This window comes from Pseudidiomarina piscicola, assembly GCF_902806985.1.
GTDB lineage: Bacteria > Pseudomonadota > Gammaproteobacteria > Enterobacterales > Alteromonadaceae > Pseudidiomarina > Pseudidiomarina piscicola.
This window is the reverse complement of the sequence record NZ_CADCXY010000003.1, coordinates 180,829-201,635: the sequence shown is the minus strand read 5'-3', so window position 1 is coordinate 201,635 and position 20,807 is coordinate 180,829. Positions and strand designations below refer to the sequence as shown.

The following is a 20,807-nucleotide window of genomic DNA, read 5'->3' as shown; positions in this document are numbered from 1 at the left end:
GAGCCCAGTTTTTGCGAGTTGCAGGTTCAGCAGCGAGGTGATTAAGCACGCGACCGAACACTCAGGCAAAAACTTAGTTCAAAATACTGTTGACTCTTCAAACAGAGCCCCTAAAAAGCTTTGCTGTTGAGGTTGTTAATTATGGTTTTCTATATATCCATGAGCTCAACATTTTTGCAAAGTCATTAAAGAGATTAGTCGTTAACCGAGATAGTTGTCAAGCCATCCGCAATTGTTTTTCGGATTTCTTCCCATTGTTCTGTACGCTCGATGATACGAGGGGTAATGAATATCACCAGTTCCGTCTTTTCATTCGATTCTTTTTTAGATTTAAACAAGTTACCTAGCAAGGGGATATCGCCCAAGAGGGGCACTTTGCTGTCGCCGCTGGAGTTATTTTCCGAGATGAGTCCACCCAAAAGAATAGTTTGACCACTTTGTGCAATCACCTCTGTTTGGAGTGCACGCTCAAAAATACTCGGGTTGCCGGCCACCGAGGGTCCAGTGGGTGAGGTATTAGAAATCGTTTGATTGATCTGCAATACCACTAAGCCTTGTGCGTTGATGGTTGGTGTAACCGTGAGTTGCACCCCGGTTTTGCGGTATTCCACTGACTGTGTCTGGCTTTCTAAATTGGGTGTGAAGGTGGTTGAGCCGACCGTGGGTATATCGTTACCGACGTTGATTGAGGCAGCCACACCGTCGCGCACCACTAATGTCGGGTTCGACAGCACGTTGACCAAATTGGAGCTCTGTTGCAGGTTGGCAATAAAACGGTCAAACCCGTCGACCCAGTTAAGCCGCAGGCCACCGATGTCTTGTGCTCCCAATGTACCATAGGTGCCGCCACTGAAGTTCCCATTGCGAAACGCAAACTCAAAGCCTTGAGAGAACTCGTCGGTTAACGTGACTTCGGCAATGGTTGCATCTAAGACAATTTGCTTGGGCATCACATCGAGTCGGCGCACCACTGGAAGTAAGGCTTTGTAATCGCCGCCGGTGGTGTAAAAAATAATCGAATTGGAGCGCTCATCCACGGTCATGCGCATATCTTCGTTGCTCGCGCTCATGCCTGCGCCGGCTTGGCCCGTTGCGCCGCCTTGCGCTGATTGGGTATCGCGGGCACTGTTGGCGCCCATTTGCGTGCTGCCCATGAGGTTGCCGATTGAGGCGCCAAGATCAGATGCTCGGGCATAGCGCGGATGGTAGATATAATAGCCCTTTTCTGGGCCTTTACTAGCTTGGTCGATTTGTTGGGTCCAATAGCGCGCGCGATCGAGTACCTCTTCATTTGAGGCGAACATTGCCACCGCGCCCAGTTGATTCACCGGCACCGTGAGTACCGCAACGCCCATACCTGCCTGTCGACCTATACTAATACCTTCGGCTTCCATGAGCTCTTTTAGCTGGTCGATGTAGTCCATCGGTGACAAATAAGTCAGCTCGACCATCGCCACATGGCGCCCACGGTTGGCTGGCACATCGAGTAGATGAACAAGATCGAGAAAACGTACGATTTCAGCGCGACTACCTTCGACAAAAAACGCATTTTGCACTTGGTCGGCAGATACTTTGACACTTGATAGGTTGCGTAAGGTGCGTTCAAGTGAGGTCTTGAGGCCATATTTGAGCGGCACCACTTGCATAATGTTCTGTGCGGTATCGGGCACATCCGAATACCGGCGGCCAAAGCCAATCACTACGTCGGTACGCGCATCGGTGCGTGGATAAATATAATAGGTGCCTTCGCGCAGCGACACATCAAGACCGTTATCCACCAGCAACTGACGCGAAAGGGTGAATAACTCACGTGAGCTGACACTGTTGGTTAGGTTCAAGGTCACTTGCTGCTTTAAGTCGCCTTGCGTCGCAATCACATAATTCACACCTAAGGCGGTGCCGAATACGGTTTCAATAAAGTTACGCATCGGCAATTCATTGGCGTTTAGCGAGTGTGAGTCTGTCGCGCTAAATTCTTTGGCCGGATCGCTATCACTGCGCTTTAAATAATTGTCGTAATTCATCGAACGTAGTTGCTCGAAACCGTTACTTTGCAGGCGCGCTTCTTCCTGGTCGGCACTTTCTGAATACTTGATTTGATCAGATTCGAAGCGCTTTGGGTTTACGTTGAGCGGGTCCGGTGTCTGTGCACAGCTGAGCACGCTAGCTGCCGCGAGCATTACCACAGAGTACTTTAGGTGCATTCGGCTCATAATTTCCTCGTTTATTCTGCGGCGCTAATAGTCGAACACCGGTAGGGTGACAGTTTCGTCGTCCGCCCCAATAAAGGTGACGCTATTGACGCTTATTTTGCTAACAGTAAAGCCATTTAGTTCGAAGCCTTCGCTGATCTCTGTGATCTCGACCCTGCGATTAGCCAGTTGTTGGGTATCGATAAGTGCCACTCGCTGTTGGTTATTCGAGGTGTAAATACCTCGCACGCGAACGCGCATGTCGCCTAAGTTGACGCCACCGTCCATTAATTCAGCTTGTGGTTTGCTGCTCGCTTGCTGTTCTTGTTGCTGCTGGGCGGCTTCGCGACGTTTTTGTAACCAGGTCGATACGTCGTCACTCATTTGTGCCGCAGGCAAATCGGCCTGTAGTCCCGCCATCGGATCAAAGGTTCGGGTCGTATCGTTGCCCGCGATGTAAACCCGCTGCATAAAGTCCATCAAACAAACCACGACAATCGCGGCGGCTAGTAATTTCACGCTGGCGGGAAGTTGCTGCCAAGCTTTCATGAGCCACCTCCCGGCTGACGCACGGCGACTTGCAGTAAAAACGTCAGCTCATAGTTATTTCCGCGACGGCGTTGTGACGGCCGCAGTTCGATGCTTTGGTGCTGTACAAAGGGCAGCTCTTGCATCAGCGCGAACTGGGCTTGCGCCAGCGCCTCGATGTTCCCAGCAAGTTTTACCTTGGCATTAAGGGTGCTGATGGCGTTCGTCTGCGGCTGGGCCCCGGTAACCCAATTGAACTCATCGATGGCAATGTCTTGTTTGCGCAGCAATGTTGCTAGGCGGTCTTGTAACTGAATCTGTAACAAGGTGGTTTCGGCGGCGCTGGGCATGCCTTCAATCAGTGTCTGTTGTTGCTCGATGGCATTTTGATGCGCTTTTCTTACCTGCTCGGCATGGGCGAGTAACTGTTCGCTGCGTTGCACTTGGCCATGAGTGAGCGCTAACTCGGTGGCGACTTGGTTCTGCCAATTCACTATCGGTTTGACGATAAATTGCACCGCGGCCAAAAATACCGCCACAATAAGTAAGGTACGCTGGTTATCCGTCATTGCGTGCCCCCTTCTGCGGTTTCTGTGGTTTCTGTGGTTAGCGCTAAATCGATGCGGAAGCGTTGTTGCCCGCCGCTACCACGCACCGGTGAGGCAAATTCTGCCTTTTCGACCTGTGGCAAGCCATGCAGGGTTTTCAGTAATTCGAGCGCATTTTCTGTTTGCCCGCCAATACTAAGTTGCTGGCCGTCGCCTTGCATAAACGTCAGCTGCGTTTGGTGCTGCTCTACCACTGCCAAAACTTGCCAAAAGCCGTTGATGGTGTCGGCGTTCACATACACCTGACGTAGCTGTTCGATGGACGCACTGATATCAGCTAAATCACTTTGCAGCGTCAGCAGCTCACTTACTTCAGGCGTAATTTGCTCGAGTTGCCGGTTCAATAAGTTCCGTTCTAACAGCAAGTAACCGCTACTGAGAGCCAAGTAGCAAGCGCCGATGACGGCTGCGACGGCGAGCGTTGGACGCCACGCAAATGAGCGGGTGCTGGCACTCTTTTGCCAACCTTGTCGCCAGTAATGGCTGCCTAATTGTTTAACCCCGCGGGTAATGAGCTCGCCTAATTGCGCTTCGTTAATGTGTTGAGTGTGCTGTTCACTGGGGCAACCTAGGGCGAGTTTTGCGCGCTCGGCATCGCGCATGAGTGGCGATCTTACTGCGGTTTGCCACTGTTGCTCTTGGTTAAACAGGAAGTAGCACTGTTGGCCATGCTCGATTTGGTAAAAGCCTTCGCTACAGGCGGCGCTCAACACCAGCGACTCAGGCAGTACGGTGAAGGCTTTCGTCAGCAGTTGTTGGCCTTGCTGGTTGAGGGTAAGGGTTAGTACACGACGCTGGCCGTCGCGCCAGGGCCCGATAAAATGTTGTTGTGCTGGGGCTTCGGCTTTCTGTTTGAGGTCTTTTTGCTTAAGTACTTTGTGCAGGCCTTTCAGCGAGCGAATAGTGTAGGAGTTCCAGCTTTCTTGATAATAACTACGCGCCAGCACAAGGCAGCTTACGCGGCGCTTAGGTGCAGGCGACGGCTCGCGGTTTGCGCCGTGGAACCATTGCCCTTGCGGGTTAACCCGCCACACCAACGTGGCGATGCCGCCACTTAGCTTGCGCTGCAGCGATTCTTGGGTGTTCTGCGTGGTTGAAGCTGCCATGTTGTTATCGTTTTTCTTCTTATTGCGCCGATTATTGCGCTGAAAATTATTATTTTAGTCATTGCTTCGTTGCGCTACCTGCTCGTAATGCTTGGCATGTAATCGTAACGGTATGGGTTGCCGTGGTCGGTAATCGACGCGCCGATACAACTGTAACCCGTTTTGTTTGGCAGTAATGCGAATGCGCTGCTGTTCTCCCGGGTAAATGCCATTATCGAGTGTTCCACCTAACTCAATGAATTCCTGAAGCATTCCCACAGCATTATCATTACTTTTTCTTAATACTTCGATAGTAGCAGCTTGCCCTTGGGTAAGCAATATGCGCAAAACTTCATCGGGTGCCCAAGCAGGGTTGAACAAGCTTTCGTCTAAGGTTGTGTAAGTTCTAATCAAGTTTACGTCAGCCATGGACCAACTATTGAGCTGGGTAAGGTCTGAAAAAGACTGAAAAAACAATTGATCGGGCTGCTTCAGCCATTGCCTTAGTTCATTGACCATAAGCTCGGCACGATGTGGCGCGGTACCAAGACTTATCAGAAGATTTTGAATGTCGCCCGTGGCGAAATTGATGCTTAACAAACTAGCTTCGTTTTGCAGCTGCATGCTGACGCCGGACGTTAGTGCGGCGTAGGCCTGCCGGTCTGGCAGCCGCAATGGTTGTGGATAGTTATAGAAATTTATGTCCGCTAGTGGGTGCGTACTGTTGTTGCGGGCTTGCAGCCAATTGTTGCTGAGCAGCAAGGCATCGAGGTAGTTTGCGGTGGAATCTAAAGCCAGCTGCAATTCCGCTTGGTCTTGCATGGCTTGCGCGCGTTCGACCGACGAGCGGGTTTGTTGACTCATCACCAGCAGCAGTACCGAAATAATCGCCACCATCAATAGCACTTGAAATAGCGCCATGCCTTGTTGCTGGTCTGCGCCGGCTCGCTTAAACATCTCGACTGTACCTCGATAAGGTTGACTCGACCGCGTCCGGAACTTCAATGAACCAGCGAAAACCGTTGAGGTTAATTTCAATGGCTTGCGGATGCAGCACCCGCTGCATGCCATCGTAGTCGTTAAACCAGAGCAAGTCGTAAACTTCGGAACCTTCGCCCGAAGCGGTTTCATTGCGCTCTTTTAGCGACTGATAGCCATAGTAACGAAAGTCAATTTGGTTAATGTTGTCGTACAGAATGCGGCGAAAATTAAAGGGCAGCTCTTGTTCGTCTTGGCGCAAATACAGGTTGGTAAGTACGGCTTCTTCGTACACCAGCCGGTAGCTACCGGCGGCGTTAGTTTCACGGAAAATTCGGTAGACCGCGGCGGCATCAGGATTTTGCACGCTGGTATGGGACACGGCAGTAAAGCCGTCGTAGCGGCCAAGAAAATAGAACCCGAGGCGGTTGCTACTGTTATAAACGGCTTTGGCATAGCTATTGCGAGTGACTTTCTGTACTAAGCTGGTTAAGTGATGCCGTTCTGCAGAGCTGGAGGCTAAGCCTTTGTTACGCTGCCAGTTCTGGCTGAAATAGTCATAGGCAAGTGCGCCACTAATCATTAGTAGCGATAGCAACACCATGGCAATCAGCGTTTCAACTAGGGTGAAGCCGCTTGACGAATTTTTTCGTCCCATACTAGCTCCTCGTAGTTGAATTGGCGCTGGCTGCTGCCGTAGCGCATGGTTAGAGTGATGGCATAGAGGTGATAGCGCGGGGCGTATTGATTATAGCCACCTACGGCATCATCAAAGTTCGGCGCAGGCGGTAAATAGGCCACCTGCTCGGCCTGCCAGCTAATTTGTACGTCTTGACTGTAGAGTTCGCTACCTTCGGTGATAGCTTCATGCTGTAAGTTAAACTTGATATTGCTTCTTACCGTATCTAACTGAGTCAATATATGCGTGATTTCAGCCGCCTTGACCGAGTTTTGCATATTGTTTTGAAACGCCATCACGCCCGTCACCACCGTGGCGAACAAGATCGTCATGGCCACCAAAATTTCGATCAAGGTGAAACCGCTAGTCGTTGCGCGTTGCATCACGCCCCTCCTCACCTAATTCGATCAACTGCATATTCAGCTCGTGGCTTAACTCGCGGCTACCCTCCTGCCAATGCAACTGCGCCGGCGACCAAAAACCATGCCGGTTCAGCGTAAGCCTTTGCCCCGGAAAACTCAGATACTCGAACTCGACCACCTCGCCCACCCCCGCAGCCAACCTGCCCTGCACTGAGTTATCCAGAGGGGGCTGCCCCCTCTGGATAAGTTGGGTGCCGGAGTTATCCACAAGGGGCTGCCCCCTCTGGATAAGTAGTTGGTTGGAGTTGGTGGTGAGGGTGTAGGTTTGGTTTTGGCTGTAGGCTTGGAAGCGGTAGTGGTCGACGAGGCGGAGTAAGGCTTCGCGTTCGGCGGTGGCTTTGCTGCGCTCGTACTGGTTAAGGGCGATGGGGCCGATGAGGCTGGCGGCGATGGCGATAATGGCCATAACCACGAGCAATTCTATGAGGGTAAAGCCACGATAGGGTTTTAACGCAGCCGGGCAGGTCATATAGGCATGTCTGTGACGGCAGAGATACTGAGCATCATAATGACGACAATAGTGCCGACCACAGCCCCCATAAAGAGAATAAGTGCGGGTTCGAGTAAGCTGGTGAAACGTGTCACCCAGCTATAAAAGGTTCTGCGCGAGCGGTCGGCAATTTCGCCAAATACTCGTGCTAACTCACCACTTTCTTCGCCGATACTCAGCAGTGCCGCAAAATACGGCGGGTACAGCCGTGATTCACTTAAACAATCGGCGAGCCCTTCACCACGGTTCACCCGCTCGGCGGCCCGTGCCACTTCGTTGCGTAACGACTCGGTGCGGAGGGTTTTGGCGGCCAGTTTCATGCTGCGATCAATGGCAACGCCTGCGCTTAGCATTACGTGCAGGGCCGCGTTAAAGCGGATTCGTTCAACCAGCAGATTTGCGTTCGCCACCACCGGTAAGCGCTCTCGGCATTTGCTGCCAAGGGCTTTGACAAATGAGTGCTCACGGTAATACCAAAGGCCAACACCGGTTGCCACAAGCCCAAGCGCTAGCCATAACTGGTAGTTGTTAAAGAAGTCGCTGACCGCAAGCAAGGCCACGGTGTAGCCTGGCAGGTTCTGCTGATCTTGAAACAATGAGGTGAGGTTCGGCACCACGAAATTAAAAATAAATACGATAGCGGCCACACACACGGTCAAGATCACCGCAGGGTAAACCAAGGCTTGTTTGATTTTTTCGCGTAAGTCCATCTGGTAATGCAATTCGTCGGCCAAGCGCTGGAAGGTTGCCGCCAATTCGCCGGTTTCTTCGGCAATTTGCACCAAGCCAATGTAGAGCGAACTGAACACCGGAAAGGCCGCTATGCTTTCCGATAATTTATGCCCCTGCTTGAGCTGTTGCAGTACGTTTTGCAGCATGTCGCGCAAGGCAGGTTTTTCAACGTTGTGTAAGAGGATCTGCAAGCCCTTGTCGACACGCAGACCTGAGGTAAGTAACAAACTGATTTCTGCGGTAAAAAATTCGACGTCTTTGATGGTCAGGCCACGTTCGCCAAACACATTGGCGTTGAGCCCCGATGACGCTTCTTTGATGTCTGCCACCAATAACTGCTGATGTTCAAGCCGAGCTTTAGCGCTCGCGAGGTCAATGGCGTCAATGCGGCCCTTCTGTTCGACACCGCTGGTGTTGTAAGCCACATAAGTGAACAGTGCCATTAGCCTGCAACCCTCACCACTTCTGCAAGTGTGGTTTCACCGCGTAAGGCTTTTAATACGCCGTCTTCGAGTAAGTTTCGATAGCCGCGTTCACGGTTCAAGCGACGCGCCTTGGTTAAAAATTCTGCTTCACCGAGCAAGGCGGTCAGCTGCTCGTCGCAGCGCATGTATTCAATCAGTGCCACTCGACCCGCATAGCCAGTATTGGCACACTTATCGCAACCCACGGCTTTATGCAGCGACGGTTGCACATCGTAGCGCTCGACTAACCAGTCCATTTTCATACCAGCAAACTGGGTGGCGGCTTCAGCATCTGGCTGTTTGCAGTGCTGGCATAACTTGCGTGCCAGACGTTGCCCAACAATGACTTTAATGGCCGCCGATAACAGGAATTCTTCCACGCCTAAATCAAGCAGTCGGGTATAGGCACTTGCGGCATCGTTGGTGTGCAAGGTACTGAAAACTAAGTGGCCGGTGAGCGCCGACTGCAAGGCGATACCTGCTGTTTCTGCATCACGGATCTCACCCACCATGATAATGTCGGGGTCTTGCCGCACTACCGATCGCAATGCATTGGCAAAGGTAAAACCGATATCACTTTGCACGTGGACTTGGTTGATGCCGTCGAGTTGATACTCGACCGGATCTTCAATGGTGATAATTTTCACGTCCGGGTCATTACGCCGCGACAGGAATGAGTACAAGCTGGTGGTTTTACCTGACCCAGTAGGTCCGGTTAGTAACACCACCCCAGAGGTGGCTTGAATATCGCGCAGTAACTCTGCTTCAACATCAGGCTCGATGCCTAAGGTTTTTACGTCGTATGCTAAGTTGTCTTGCAGTAAGAAGCGCATGACCACGCTTTCGCCCTCACCCACTGGCAAGGCAGACACTCGCACATCAACATTTAAGCCATCAATGCGTAGCTCGATTTTACCGTCTTGCGGGCGACGTTTTTCGGCGATATCCATACTCGACAGCAATTTTAGTCGCGTGACCACGGGCAGTACCATCTGTGCCGGTATCATATCTGCTTCATGCAACACGCCATCGATGCGGTAGCGCACGCGACCTTTGCCTTTCCACGGCTCAATATGCATGTCGGACGCACGGCGGCGCAAGGCTTTTGCGATAAGGCTATTTAGTAGGTTCACCGTGGGCGCCTCAGACGCTAATTCACGCAACCGGTCTTCTTCGAGCATGGTGAGGCCGGCATCTTCGCTGGGCCCTTCGCTTTCTTCCAACCAGCGCGTACGCAACTGACTGTAAGCGTCATCGCTGGCGACATACAGTTGTAAGTTAGGTTCGGCAAGGCTAGCGATGAATTCAAGTAAGCTTGGTTGGCTCGGATTGGTACAAACTAACTCTAACTGTTGCTTATCATCGTACCCAACTGGCACACACTGGTGCGCCAAGCATTGACTTGCCAAGTCGCTCGGTAGCGCCTGCAGAAGTTCTGCCCAATGGGCATCGTCGGTTAACAGTTGTTGCTGCCGCTGTTCATCCAGCTGCGGCAGTTCATAAACTTCGGCATAGTAGGCGGGAAGGTACTCTGAGCTTAAGGCACCCATGCGCACCAATATTTGTTCCAGTTGGCCGCCGTTGCGGTTTTGGAATTGCTGCGCTTTGCTTAAGTCGTCTTGATTCACCCGAAAACGTTCAGTGAACAGTTCGGTTAAAGTGCTCATTGTAAAATAATATCTGCGTTATTTTCTTCACCGCCTTCGCGGCCATCGGCACCATACGACAACAAGGTAAAAGGTGCGCCTTCATCGCCTGGCATGCGGTACACGTAGTCGTTACCCCATGGGTCTGGTGGCACGTCTTTCGGAAAGTAAGGCCCTTGCCAGTTGGTGTCGTCGCTTTTCAACAGCTCATCGAGACGCTCGGGGTAACGGCCCATATCGAGTCGATAGGTACTGAGCGACGTTTCCAGCATTTTCATTTGGGTTTCGGCGGTCTTGATTTTCGATGAGTCGACCTTGCCAAACATTTGCGGTGCGACCAAGCTCGCTAACAACCCTAAAATAACGATAACGATCAATAACTCAATTAAAGTAAAGCCATACGTCTTAGGTTGCTGCGCACTGGGTTTCATTGTCTTACTCCATAATTATTCTTTATAAAACGGACTTCTGAGGTCCGTTGCATGGAACAATTGCACGCTGCGGCTAAGCATTTGACCACCGTCTCGAGTCAATGGAGTCCAGCTAATAACACCGCGGTTCGGGCTATGTTCAGTTTGTAAGAGGTCCACCGGGAAACTGATGTAAAAACCTTTGGTAAAGCTTCCTTCACCGTAGTCGCGTGCAGAGACATTGGTTTTAGCTGCATACGCCCCAACTATGACACCACTTTTAAACTTATGTTCAACATTTAACTGCAAGCCGTTGTCTTGTGCAAGGAATTTTCCAAAAGCAGCCTTAATTAAGGTGTTAGGTAAGAACTGTGGCTGGTAATAACCTGTGACATGGCCGGTAAAGGTGTCGTAGTCAAGAAAGCCCGTATGGCTTTCGTAGTCACGCTGTTTAACCCAGTTCAAGTCGACGCCTACGGCCCAGTTGCTATCAAGCTCACGGTACAGCAACTCGGTACCGACGCCACCGAACATGCGCTCAAGGTAGCCCGCATAAACACTGGTATAAACGTTGGGCGCCAGTTGGTTAATATGGCTCAATTGCAAGTTATCGAGCCAGATATCACTAAAGGTGGTGTATTCACGCACATAGGTGCGTACCCGTGGCAATGGCGAGTTGAAACCATCGACAAGGAAGTTAAAGTCATCAAAGTTGGTCAACAAGTTGCCACTCACGGTGCCATGGGCAAAAGTGCCAGGCGCCAGCCACATCGAGGCATTGAGGTCTAAACCGAACTGGTACATGTAAAAGTTTTCGGGGTTACCAAAGCTTTGATCGAGGAACGGCCGCACACTTAAGCGCGGCCAGCCGCGGCGATACTCTGCTTGATATAGGCCTTGCTGCTCACGCTCGCTTAACGGGGTGTCTTCACGGCTAAAGGCGTCTTCCAGCTCCGTGTCAAAGTCGGTGTTATGAATAGCCTTACGCGCCACATCTAAATTGATTTTGGTAGTGGCAAGTTGGATCTGATCGTTTTGCTGCACCACTTCAACGTAATCATAGTGCTCTGGCAAAATTTGATCAGCGATACGCGCTACTTGGCGAATACCTTGCTGGTAATCGCGATAATACAGCTGGTTGCTATAGATTCGTAAGGTATCAGCTTCTTCAGCTTCTTCAGCTTGTTCCGAGCGCACATTTTGTAGCTCGGTAACACTAAGGCCGGCTAAACGCCAAGCTTCTGAGCGTAATTTACGCGAGCTCTGTGGATCATCAATTTGTTCTTGGCGCTCGAAGGCTGTTCGAGTGTTGGGGGTGGGTACGCGACGATTGGCGGTTTTCACTTGCCCCATGTTGTTCAGATCGATTTCGCCCGAGAAGCCGAACATTAAAGTATTGCCGCGTTCGTAGCTTACTTTTAGGGTCCACGTATCGTTCACTTGATAGTCGGCACCAAAGTTCCAGCCTGAGTCGACGTCGAGCTGACCCAAATAACGTTCCCGACTGTAGTCGTTGCCATCGTACTCCGCTTTAAGCACTAAAGGGTCAAAAGGCGTTTGGTACTGAATACCGCCAAACAACGAGGCATCACCACGGAACCACTTATCGGTTTCAAAGCGCCCGCCACTACCGCTAAAGCCGCCTTCGCGCTGACAAAACTTATCGGCCACATCACAAAAAGGGTTACTTATATTATCGCGCCGGCCGAGGTAGCCCCACCCCATTCCTAGGCTTAGGTCGACGGGGCCAAAGCGTTTGCTGGCCACCACATACTCACCGGCAAAAATACCTGTACCGGCAAGGTCACGCCAACCCACAGCGACCTGAGGCAGCCAGTAGCTCTCTTTTAGCAACCGTAACTTAACGTCAAAGCCTTTGTCTTTACCGGTTTGATCGCCACTGAATTCTGGGTTGGCACTGTAGGTAATCGGCCGAATATCGTTATAACGAATCGTCGTCTCAAGCCAAGGAAATAACTGTAAACTCACCGCAAGTCGACGGTATTCTTCGTTGTCGTAATAGAGCCCCGACAGTGTGCCATAGTCGGCAAAGCGCGCATTTGGCATTTGCATCAGGCCCACACCACCGAAATCTGATTGGCTGGCGTGCTCTTCTGCAACCACATCAGGGGTGGCGAACACCGCACTGATGGCTAGGGCGAGTGCGCTCATTTGGCGCAGTGAGGATCCTTTGTTAGCGCGTAAAAACATCATGATTGGGGGTTCCAGTAGCGCGCCAGCGCGCTGATTTGCTGATTCAAATTCTGCCACTCGGCATCGAGGCCACTTAGATCAAGGTCGATCAAAATAAGCCCGTGCACGGGCGGTAATGCTTTGCCGTCGTTGTAATAAGCCACTTGGGTGCGCGCTGCCAAACCGGTAAGCGCAATCAACTCGACCTCACTAAGATCATTATCGGCGGTAAAGGCCTCGGCGCGTTGGAGTAATGAACGCACCGTATCGGACTCGTCAAATTCAAACTGCTGCTGCCCCTGCGCGGAAACCACCGTTACTTGCCACGGGCCGAGGTTTTTTGGCGGTAGTAATCGATAATTGCCGGCGGGCAATAATGGGTTCGCATCCATATCGCTAGAGGCGGCGCTAAAACTACTGAACAGGGCGCGACGCTCAACATCGACGCCACTTTGCACTTCAAGACTTTCATTAATTTTGGTACGACCGATCCATTCCGCACCCACCAAAGGCCATTGCGGTATCTGCTGAGCGAATCCTTGCGCGGCTGCGGCAAGTGCTGGCAGCTGTTTGCTGCGCGCCACACGCTCTAACTGTTCTAAGCGCTCAAGCACGTGCTGGCGTTTTTGCGCCAACTGTTCGACTTGCTTCGCACTTATCAAGCGACTGGCTGCCCAGTAGTTCGCTGGTGCAAGGTCGGCTGCTTGGTACAACCGCAGTAGCCGTGGCCGCTCACTAAAAGCGAGTACTTGCTCACCAATTGTTACCTGTACCACTGGTTCCGCGGTTGTTTTCTGGGCCTGAGGCTGTGACTGAGCTTCAGCAGCCGTTAGCGCGAAGCCAAAAAATGCAGCAACACTGACCAAAAACAGTAGGTGGGTTCGACTACTCGCGCTCATTGCAGGTCTCCATCGAAGGCTTTCATTTCGCGCCATACAGCATACCCAAGCGTCGGAGACACCCATTGTTTGGCGTACACGATACGGCCATCGACGGCATAAAAGGTATTTTCAAAGCGCGTATCGCGATCGGTACGGCCCTTCTCAATGATTTCTGTTACTTGCAATTGGGTACCGTCGGGGTGCTGGTAGGAACGATTACTGCCTAGCTCAAAGTTAGAAGTCAGCAGCCAACGACTATGGTTATTTTCACCATAGTTACCAAGCTCGAGATAGCGCTGCCAACTATTGGCACAATTTTCCGCCGGCGGTGTTAACGATTTTGCGGCGTAGCAGGCTAAGGGGTCGGCCTTATAATGACTGATAAACAGCGGCATACCAGGAATACCTGCACCAGTTAAGATGCGCCCGTAGTAGGTGGTGATCGCCTCTTCGCCACCGCTGCGGTAGACCCGCTGCGCACCCTCGGCGCGATCAAGCACGGCAACGACTTGCGGAAACTTGTCGGTACCAACATAAGCCGCAGCATAAGGGTAGTCTGCCACTTGTTCAACGCTTAGCTCGACTCCTTGATGACCAAAAAACGCCGTTTCGGCCGTCGCAACCATATTTTTTACACGGGTACTGCAGCCTGAAACAACGAGTAAACACAGTACAGAGGAAAGAAGTAATCGGGAGTTGATTCGCATACGAAAGTTCGCTTTCTGGTTGGTTGCTTGAGTTTCAGGGCCACCTAAAAAAAATACCGCAGTGCGCACCTGCGGTATTTTCATAGTCATCGACGTGTTTTTAGTTACCCGTCGTTGTTGTTACCACTGGCGCCGTTGTTGTGGTCACTGGTGGCTCAGGCTCTGGTTCCGGCTCAGGTTCTGGCTCTGGTTCCGGCTCAGGCTCTGGCTCCGGCGGTGGAGTAACGTCTGAATCGTCGTGGTCTAGTGTCGCAGCAATGGTTAATGCCACAACACCAGCTGCAGCAACAGTGCCTTTAGTGATGATACCACCACCATCACTGTCGCCATTCGCGCTCGAAGCACCTGTCTGGGCAAAGGCAGCTGGTGCTAACACCAAACTGATTGCCGCAGCTAATGCGGTACGTTTAATCATAATTTATACACCTCTATGTGCTTAGATTGGCCAATCTCTTGAGTTTCATCAAGATCACCTTAAAGATTAGCACCTTGTTCTAATTCTGTGAAGTCTGTTTATGTAAATGTACATCCATTTGTGGGTATGGAATACCAATGTCATGCTCATCAAGTGCAATTTTGATTTCGCGCATAAGATCCCAGTACACCGGCCAGTAATCGGCAGCATTCACCCAAGGGCGCACAATAAAGTCCACAGACGAGTCATTTAAAGCGTTCACCTGAATGTTCCATGCAGGATCTTTCAATAAGCGTTCGTCGGCTTTAAGTACAGACTCCAAGACTTCTTTGGTTTTCTTTAAATCTGCGTCATAAGAAACGCCAATCAACAAATCAACCCGACGTGTTGCTTCGCGGCTGTAATTGGTGATGGGTTGCCCAGTAATTTGCGCATTAGGTACAAATACAACCTTATTGTCGGGCGTTTTCAAGATCGTTTGGAAAATATTTACTTCTTGCACGGTTCCAGAAACGCCGCCGGCCTCAACGTACTCACCAGCACGGAACGGACGGAAGGTAATAATAAGAACACCTGAGGCCATATTTGCCAAAGAGCCTTGTAGCGATAAACCAATGGCTAAACCGGCGGCACCTAAAATGGCAATAAACGACGTGGTTTGCACGCCCACCTGCGACAACGCCATCAAAATTGCGGCGATAAAGATCACGCTCTTGACGATGGCACTTAGAAAACTGATAACGGCGCCATCTACGCCTTTACGTGTCATGCCGCGGCCAAGAAACTTGGCGGCGCTGTTGGCGACCATACGACCAACAATCAGAATAAGTATGGCAACCACAAACTTAATTACGTAACTCACGATAAGGTCTTGGTTGTCGGCGAACCAACTTATAATTTGATCCATTTAGTGTGCTCCTTGTGCTCTAACTAAAAACTGGATTTAAAGTTTAAACCTGAACGGGTAAGCACCGCTAGAATCAGGCTTTCCCATAAACACTAACATATCGGCAATCGCGCGCGGCGTTTTTGCGGTGGGTTCGACCCGCCCTTGCACCTCGAGTTTGGGAACTTGTCGATTGCCGGCTAAAACGGAGGTGAAACTTAAACCTACCGTATTGTCATTTTTCATAGTAGCAACAATTTCATTTTTTGCTGAACAACTTAGCTCGGTTTGAAATGGACCTAGTTCGGTCCACTGCTGATTAAGTCGCAGTGCTGTGCCGCGCGTTGTCAGTGTACCCTGCAACTGATTACACCATTGGCTACTGCTAAGATCAGCCAGTTGGTAATCAGTTAGCTGTAACGACCAGCGACCATCCACAGTGACCGGAACCGGCAGTTGGTAGCTGCTTATGGCCTGCTGAATAGTGCCGCCAAGCTCAGCATTGAGCTGCACCGCACCGTCAAAGCCAAGTTGTAATTGGGCGGAACCGGCGGTCACATTGCGCGCAGGTAGCTGCACGTCGAGCATCACTTGACCGCTAAGTAATTGCCAAGGCGCCAACTGCCAACTTACTTCATAAAAATTGAGGGTTTGACCGTTGTTTTGATAGCTCAGATCGCTCTGCCCTTGCCAAAGGCTTCCTTGTACCGCCGAGAGCTCAACGGGTGCTGCGTCAGGAATAAACCATAGCACTAGCCGCGCCGGCGCAAACACGATAAGTGCAACAACATAAATAGGCAGTAACCACAGTAACCAACGCCAACTCATGCCAAGCCGACCTTCAGCCGGCGGACGTGCACGTAGCCTGGTTTATTGCCGCGGGTAATGTCTAATTGCTCGATAACTAAGCCGCTTTCCGCTTGCAGTGCATCTAAAAAGGCTAGCACCTGGGTAAATGGCACATCGCTGAGCACCACCACCAGACTCTCACCTTCAGGGCTCATGCGCCCCACATCAAGCTTCTGATCGCCCGCAAACTCGGTAATCAAACGTGGGATATCGCCCAGTTGCTTCGCTCGACGCGGTGCGGTCGTATTTTGACTTGGTGCGGATTGCTGTTTTTGTGCCAAATAGCGGCCGGTGTTTTCACGCACCCAGCTTAAGGTTTCAAGCTGTGCATCGCGTTGTAGCTGACGCTGCGCGATACCGTTTTGCAACGGTTGCCACAGCAAAAAATAAACCACACTAATAGCCACCACAATACCCGCAAGACTCACTAACAGGCGCTCGCGGCTATTCAGCTGTTGCCAACGGGTTTGGAACTGTTGCAAAAGCATCGGTTAACTCTCCTTCGCCACTTCGTAGTTAGCTGTCACCACACCATCTTTATTGGTGACTTGGCCTTGGGTCACTGCTAAACCGGCTTCGCCAGCAACTTGCTGAAAGCGCTGCAGTGTATCGAAATTGTCGGCATTCACTTGCAGCGTTAGCTTTTGGCTACTGTAGCGCATTAACTCTACCTGCAATTGTGGCGTTGCTCGAAACGCTGGTTCTAATTCCGCCATGACGGCCAAACCAGGCCCGGCAACCGCGGCCTCTTGGCTTGAACCGCTGCCGACCTCAGTTAAATGTTGACGCAACTGGCTACGCACATTAACGATACGGGTTTCATTGGGAAAAGCTGTTAAGTAAGTGTCGTTAATGGCTTGGGTCAGTGCTTCATTGTCGTGACCTAGCTGCACATAGGTCATCAGCTGTTGGGCAAATACCGCCACCAACGCCAGCGCCGCAGCGATACCCACGGGTCGCCATGGCAGTTGCACTTGATGCGTACTGCGCTTACGAAGCACGCGATAGTCGCCCTGCCGCAAGTTAATACTCGCCGCGGCGTGGCCTAAGGTGGCGACCTGTAACGGCATTTCATAATTTGCGGTGATGTCTTCCGCATTGCTTTGCACTACGGGCGGTTGGTCGACACTGTATGCCTGCCACGTCGCCTCACGCACCAGAATACTTGCGCCCAGTTGCAATTGGCAGCCAGCTTCGGTCACCGGCAACATAAAATAATCGGGGTAAATGGCATCGCATTCAATACCGGCCTGCGCCAAAGCATCGAGCCATAGTTGCATACGCTGGCGTTCCACCACCGTTACGGGTATCGGTTGCTCGACACCGGCGGGCTTGGCATTCGCAGGCCAAGCAAAGTGCAGTTGGTCGATATCACTGGCGAGTTCGTCCTCCAGCGCATTGGGTATCAACTGAGGTAACAGCCGTTGCGAACCGCTTGGCAAACGTACTTCGGTCAAAATCACATCTTGGCCCGGTACGAAGGCGGTCACCACGCAGCGCTGCGCCTGTTCTTGCAGTTGCGACAACTGTTCCAAGTTGCGTAGCTCACCGCTGGCAATCACTTCACCCTGCCCCGGATGCCAAATCAGCCATTGCATTGGCTGGGCCAAATGAATATAAAGCTGTTCCATTAAGGTTCTCCTAACCCACGCATCAGCACGACGGTTTCTTCGTCACTGATGTAGAGTTTGCTTTGTCCGCGCAGCACCATATCGCCGACGCTAACATGGGTATCCAATTCAAAATAATTACTCTTTACGACCAGGTCGTCAAACATTCCACCAATGTTTTCAGCCGTCACGCCATTGGCCTTTGGCACCCCACCAAAGTCAGGTCGAATCGCTTGCTGACTGGCTTGCTGCACGATGGAATTGTTCAGCACGTCTTCGACACGTTCGTAGCCTTCGTCGGGGCGCTGGCTAATCGCCGAATTGCCAGCGTCGGTGGTTAGCCCGCCTAAACTTATCGCATGCAACAGTTCGCCATGCTCGGCGGCCACGGTATTAAAGTTAATACGTAGCTTATTGGTGTTCGGTACCACGCAGACAAAGGGCTTTAAGGCTTGATAGATGGGCTGCGTAACGCCCCGTACCAAACGTAGCTCGCTTTCATGCACAAAATAGTCGTTGGCCGCCTGATAAGGCACCTCCAAGCTTTCATAATCGGCACTTTCGGCACCATAACTGCTGTTGAGGCGGTCGTCTTTGTCCAGCCAGTCGGCCAAGCTTTCGACAATGGTATCGGCGGTATAGGCTTGCATATCGGGTACCGCAGCCAATAACAGCATACGCATTTGCACTTTACGCCGCGCCAATTGTTCGTTGGTTAAACCGGCACCTTTTAGTGCGTTCAAGTTAAAACAACCATACAGGTCTTTGATGTCGACACGTACTAAACCACCACCTTCAATCGGATACACCCGCTCTTCTTCGCTTTGTTGGTGCCAAATTTGATCTTGGTGAACCACCCCATCGCTGTCTTTGAGCTGCACTTGCAACAAGTTGCGCGCTATTTCTTCGGCACTCAACATATACCAATAAGCCTGCTCGGTCTGCTGGTAGTTCATGGTGCGCACCACGTTCATTTGTAATTTTTCGTTCAGTTGCACTGCCAACACCGTTACCAGGGCAACCACCAACAGCACCATGATCAAGGCCACACCTTGCTGGCGTTGTGGGCGGTAATTCGGCAGCTGGCTCAACTTAGGCTTCGGGTTCACTGAAGTCGCCTCCGTTGAGTACAAAGATCCGCACAATGGTGCCCCAGCGCTCGGTCTGCAAGGTCACTTCAAGGCCATCGGGAATCGCCATTGAATCACTGTCGTCGGCTTCATCGGCCAAGCGTCCGCGGGCATTATCGGTTTCTCCCTTGATAATGGGCTCGACATTAAACTCGGTGACGCCCCGCAAAATAACCCGTTCCGTCGGCTCTTGACTGCGACTCATGTCAACATAGGTGTAGTGTTGCCGTACCAAGTTCTGATCGCGATCGATACGATAACGCACCGGTTGTAATTCACTTCGCGGCAGCAAATTGCCCGGGTTAAACCAACCCGCTCGCACGTAGTAATCGCCCTCGGGGGTGCGACGTGACACTGCTTGACGCAGGTCTTGCTCGAGTAAAAACATCGCTTGCTGAAGTTCTTCGAGCTGCGTTCGCGCTTCACTGCTTTGTTCGCTTGTGCGCATCATGGTGTTGACCACGGCGGCACTGGCCAAGCCAATAATGGCAAACACCACAATGGCCACTAGCACCTCTACGAGCGTGAAGCCGCGCGCGTTTTTCGGGGCCTGATGCCTCATGGCTGCACCTCAAGGTACCGGCCCAGCACATAACTACTGGCTTCGCTGTTCGCCTCAGGGCGCACGGTTACTTCTACGTAGAGCACCGCCTCGGTCACGGTCTCAGTAAAACTGGCTTGCCAGTGCCATTGTTGATCGCCGACGGTTTCGACCCCTTTGGTCAGTTTTTGTGGTTCATCGCTTAACGACAAACGCGCCAAGGCGTTGCCGGCGGCGTACCGCGCCAACGTGCGCTCTTGCATGTAGCTAAGATCATTCAAATGATTAGTGGCGGCGGCCACGCCTGCTAAGGCGGCCATCGCGAAAATCGCCAGTGCCGCCATCACTTCAACCAAGGTAAATGCGCGTTGGTGCGTCATGGCTGGTCCGTCGCTTGCAAGGTCACTTGATAGCCATCAGCACTGGCCAGAGTCCAACTGTTCGGGCTAAATACGTCCATGGAGCCGAGCGTAAGCGTGAATACCGAGATATCGCCACTGCCTAAAATCCATAACTGGGGCATCGCTTGTTGCGTCTCGCTAGCATCCTTCGATGCCTCTTCTTTAGGGGCGAAAAACGATGCTACGGCGTCTTCATCCTGGCCTAATAAGTCTTCGGTTTCACTGTCGAGGTCCCACACCAAGCCTTCGGGCCAGTCTTGTTGTTGCAGGCCGCGGCGCTCAATCGGCTGCCATTGTTGCTCGCGCCATTGCACGAAATGATAGCCGTCGGGAGTCAGGCGTAAGCCCAAAATTGCATGGCGCACCAAGGCATATTCTTGGGCATAGTTGAGCCGCTGATAAAGTTCTTCCGCGGCTCTGTCGATTTGGTCGTCGCGTTCGTCTGGGATCACAAAGCTGACTGTCATCGCCAATACGCCGATGATAGCTATGGTCACCATGATCTCGACAAGGGTGAACCCTGCCTTAATTCTGTTCAAGGTTCCAGTTGCCGATGTCATCGTCGGTGCCTGGTTGACGGTCTTCGCCCGCCGAGAAAATATCGATGTCGCTGTATTCACCCGGGCTCAACAATAAATAGTCAGAGCCATAAGGGTCTTGGGGCAAACGCTGAATATAGCCACCGCGACGGTAGTTACGTGGCGTCGGCTCCATGTTCGGCGCGGTCAATAAGGCTTCAAGACCCTGCTCAGTGGTGGGGAACATGCCGTTGTCGAGCTTGTACTGCGACAACGCATTTTCCAAGGCGACAATGTCGGACTTCACTTTTTGCCGGTTGGCTTGCTCGGCAGAGCCCAACACGTTAGGCAAAATCATGGTTGCCAACAGGCCCAGAATCACAATCACCACCATCACTTCAATCAGTGAGAACCCTTTTGCTTTACTCATACTTCCTCCAGA

The 20,807-nt window shown here is 51.7% G+C and carries 24 protein-coding genes; all 24 read right to left on the bottom strand.

Annotation, left to right across the window (positions count from 1 at the left end):
• Positions 1–194 precede the first annotated feature (194 nt).
• Positions 195–2,213 carry a type II secretion system protein D gene (locus tag PSI9734_RS07885; protein ID WP_173920566.1) on the bottom strand — a complete coding sequence of 673 codons (2,019 nt, stop codon included), beginning with the start codon at positions 2,211–2,213 and terminating at the stop codon, positions 195–197.
• 24 nt (positions 2,214–2,237) lie between these two features.
• Complete coding sequence (locus tag PSI9734_RS07880; protein ID WP_173920565.1) at positions 2,238–2,741, bottom strand: hypothetical protein; 504 nt, start codon at positions 2,739–2,741, stop codon at positions 2,238–2,240.
• Positions 2,738–3,289 (bottom strand): hypothetical protein, encoded by a 552-nt coding sequence (locus tag PSI9734_RS07875; protein ID WP_173920564.1) that lies wholly within the window; start codon positions 3,287–3,289, stop codon positions 2,738–2,740. Before PSI9734_RS07875 ends, PSI9734_RS07880 begins: the two co-directional genes overlap by 4 nt.
• Positions 3,286–4,434, bottom strand: a complete 1,149-nt coding sequence (locus PSI9734_RS07870) for a hypothetical protein (RefSeq protein ID WP_173920563.1) — start codon at positions 4,432–4,434, stop codon at positions 3,286–3,288. Before PSI9734_RS07870 ends, PSI9734_RS07875 begins: the two co-directional genes overlap by 4 nt.
• Before the next feature lie 54 nt (positions 4,435–4,488).
• Positions 4,489–5,370: a hypothetical protein gene (locus PSI9734_RS07865; RefSeq protein ID WP_173920562.1), complete on the bottom strand. Its 882-nt coding sequence runs from the start codon at positions 5,368–5,370 to the stop codon at positions 4,489–4,491.
• Positions 5,363–6,049 (bottom strand): PulJ/GspJ family protein, encoded by a 687-nt coding sequence (locus PSI9734_RS07860; protein WP_173920561.1) that lies wholly within the window; start codon positions 6,047–6,049, stop codon positions 5,363–5,365. The genes PSI9734_RS07865 and PSI9734_RS07860 overlap by 8 nt, the downstream gene beginning before the upstream one ends.
• Positions 6,013–6,453, bottom strand: coding sequence for a type IV pilus modification PilV family protein (locus tag PSI9734_RS07855; protein WP_173920560.1), 441 nt, complete (start codon positions 6,451–6,453; stop codon positions 6,013–6,015). Before PSI9734_RS07855 ends, PSI9734_RS07860 begins: the two co-directional genes overlap by 37 nt.
• The gene (locus PSI9734_RS07850) at positions 6,434–6,961 is read right to left on the bottom strand and encodes a type II secretion system protein (RefSeq protein ID WP_173920559.1); all 528 of its coding nucleotides are present in this window, start codon (positions 6,959–6,961) and stop codon (positions 6,434–6,436) included. The genes PSI9734_RS07855 and PSI9734_RS07850 overlap by 20 nt, the downstream gene beginning before the upstream one ends.
• Positions 6,958–8,157 carry a type II secretion system F family protein gene (locus PSI9734_RS07845; RefSeq protein ID WP_173920558.1) on the bottom strand — a complete coding sequence of 400 codons (1,200 nt, stop codon included), beginning with the start codon at positions 8,155–8,157 and terminating at the stop codon, positions 6,958–6,960. The genes PSI9734_RS07850 and PSI9734_RS07845 overlap by 4 nt, the downstream gene beginning before the upstream one ends.
• Positions 8,157–9,845 (bottom strand): GspE/PulE family protein, encoded by a 1,689-nt coding sequence (locus PSI9734_RS07840; RefSeq protein WP_173920557.1) that lies wholly within the window; start codon positions 9,843–9,845, stop codon positions 8,157–8,159. The genes PSI9734_RS07845 and PSI9734_RS07840 overlap by 1 nt, the downstream gene beginning before the upstream one ends.
• Complete coding sequence (gene gspG, locus PSI9734_RS07835; RefSeq protein ID WP_173920556.1) at positions 9,842–10,255, bottom strand: type II secretion system major pseudopilin GspG; 414 nt, start codon at positions 10,253–10,255, stop codon at positions 9,842–9,844. The genes PSI9734_RS07840 and gspG (PSI9734_RS07835) overlap by 4 nt, the downstream gene beginning before the upstream one ends.
• Positions 10,256–10,270: 15 nt before the next feature.
• Complete coding sequence (locus tag PSI9734_RS07830; RefSeq protein ID WP_246194823.1) at positions 10,271–12,406, bottom strand: YjbH domain-containing protein; 2,136 nt, start codon at positions 12,404–12,406, stop codon at positions 10,271–10,273.
• Between the two features lie 38 nt (positions 12,407–12,444).
• Positions 12,445–13,326, bottom strand: coding sequence for a capsule biosynthesis GfcC D2 domain-containing protein (locus PSI9734_RS07825; protein WP_173920555.1), 882 nt, complete (start codon positions 13,324–13,326; stop codon positions 12,445–12,447).
• On the bottom strand, positions 13,323–14,099 hold the full coding sequence (locus tag PSI9734_RS07820; RefSeq protein ID WP_173920554.1) for a YjbF family lipoprotein: 777 nt from the start codon (positions 14,097–14,099) through the stop codon (positions 13,323–13,325). Before PSI9734_RS07820 ends, PSI9734_RS07825 begins: the two co-directional genes overlap by 4 nt.
• A gap of 16 nt (positions 14,100–14,115) precedes the next feature.
• Positions 14,116–14,430, bottom strand: coding sequence for a hypothetical protein (locus PSI9734_RS07815; RefSeq protein ID WP_173920381.1), 315 nt, complete (start codon positions 14,428–14,430; stop codon positions 14,116–14,118).
• A 79-nt stretch (positions 14,431–14,509) separates the two neighbouring features.
• Positions 14,510–15,337 (bottom strand): mechanosensitive ion channel domain-containing protein, encoded by an 828-nt coding sequence (locus tag PSI9734_RS07810; RefSeq protein WP_173920553.1) that lies wholly within the window; start codon positions 15,335–15,337, stop codon positions 14,510–14,512.
• A gap of 36 nt (positions 15,338–15,373) precedes the next feature.
• Entirely contained in the window at positions 15,374–16,144 is a 771-nt protein-coding gene (locus PSI9734_RS07805; RefSeq protein WP_173920552.1) for a type II secretion system protein N, read from the bottom strand.
• The gene (gene gspM / locus PSI9734_RS07800) at positions 16,141–16,653 is read right to left on the bottom strand and encodes a type II secretion system protein GspM (protein ID WP_173920551.1); all 513 of its coding nucleotides are present in this window, start codon (positions 16,651–16,653) and stop codon (positions 16,141–16,143) included. Before gspM ends, PSI9734_RS07805 begins: the two co-directional genes overlap by 4 nt.
• 3 nt (positions 16,654–16,656) lie before the next feature.
• Positions 16,657–17,796 carry a type II secretion system protein GspL gene (gspL, locus tag PSI9734_RS07795; RefSeq protein ID WP_173920550.1) on the bottom strand — a complete coding sequence of 380 codons (1,140 nt, stop codon included), beginning with the start codon at positions 17,794–17,796 and terminating at the stop codon, positions 16,657–16,659.
• Positions 17,796–18,884 carry a type II secretion system minor pseudopilin GspK gene (gene gspK / locus PSI9734_RS07790; protein WP_173920549.1) on the bottom strand — a complete coding sequence of 363 codons (1,089 nt, stop codon included), beginning with the start codon at positions 18,882–18,884 and terminating at the stop codon, positions 17,796–17,798. Before gspK ends, gspL begins: the two co-directional genes overlap by 1 nt.
• Positions 18,868–19,467, bottom strand: a complete 600-nt coding sequence (locus PSI9734_RS07785) for a type II secretion system protein GspJ (protein ID WP_173920548.1) — start codon at positions 19,465–19,467, stop codon at positions 18,868–18,870. Before PSI9734_RS07785 ends, gspK begins: the two co-directional genes overlap by 17 nt.
• Entirely contained in the window at positions 19,464–19,826 is a 363-nt protein-coding gene (gene gspI, locus PSI9734_RS07780) for a type II secretion system minor pseudopilin GspI (protein WP_173920547.1), read from the bottom strand. The genes PSI9734_RS07785 and gspI overlap by 4 nt, the downstream gene beginning before the upstream one ends.
• A complete protein-coding gene (locus PSI9734_RS07775) occupies positions 19,823–20,407 on the bottom strand; it encodes a pilus assembly FimT family protein (RefSeq protein WP_173920546.1) in 585 nt (194 codons plus the stop codon). The genes gspI and PSI9734_RS07775 overlap by 4 nt, the downstream gene beginning before the upstream one ends.
• Positions 20,373–20,795 carry a type II secretion system major pseudopilin GspG gene (gene gspG, locus PSI9734_RS07770; RefSeq protein WP_173920545.1) on the bottom strand — a complete coding sequence of 141 codons (423 nt, stop codon included), beginning with the start codon at positions 20,793–20,795 and terminating at the stop codon, positions 20,373–20,375. Before gspG (PSI9734_RS07770) ends, PSI9734_RS07775 begins: the two co-directional genes overlap by 35 nt.
• Positions 20,796–20,807 lie beyond the last annotated feature (12 nt).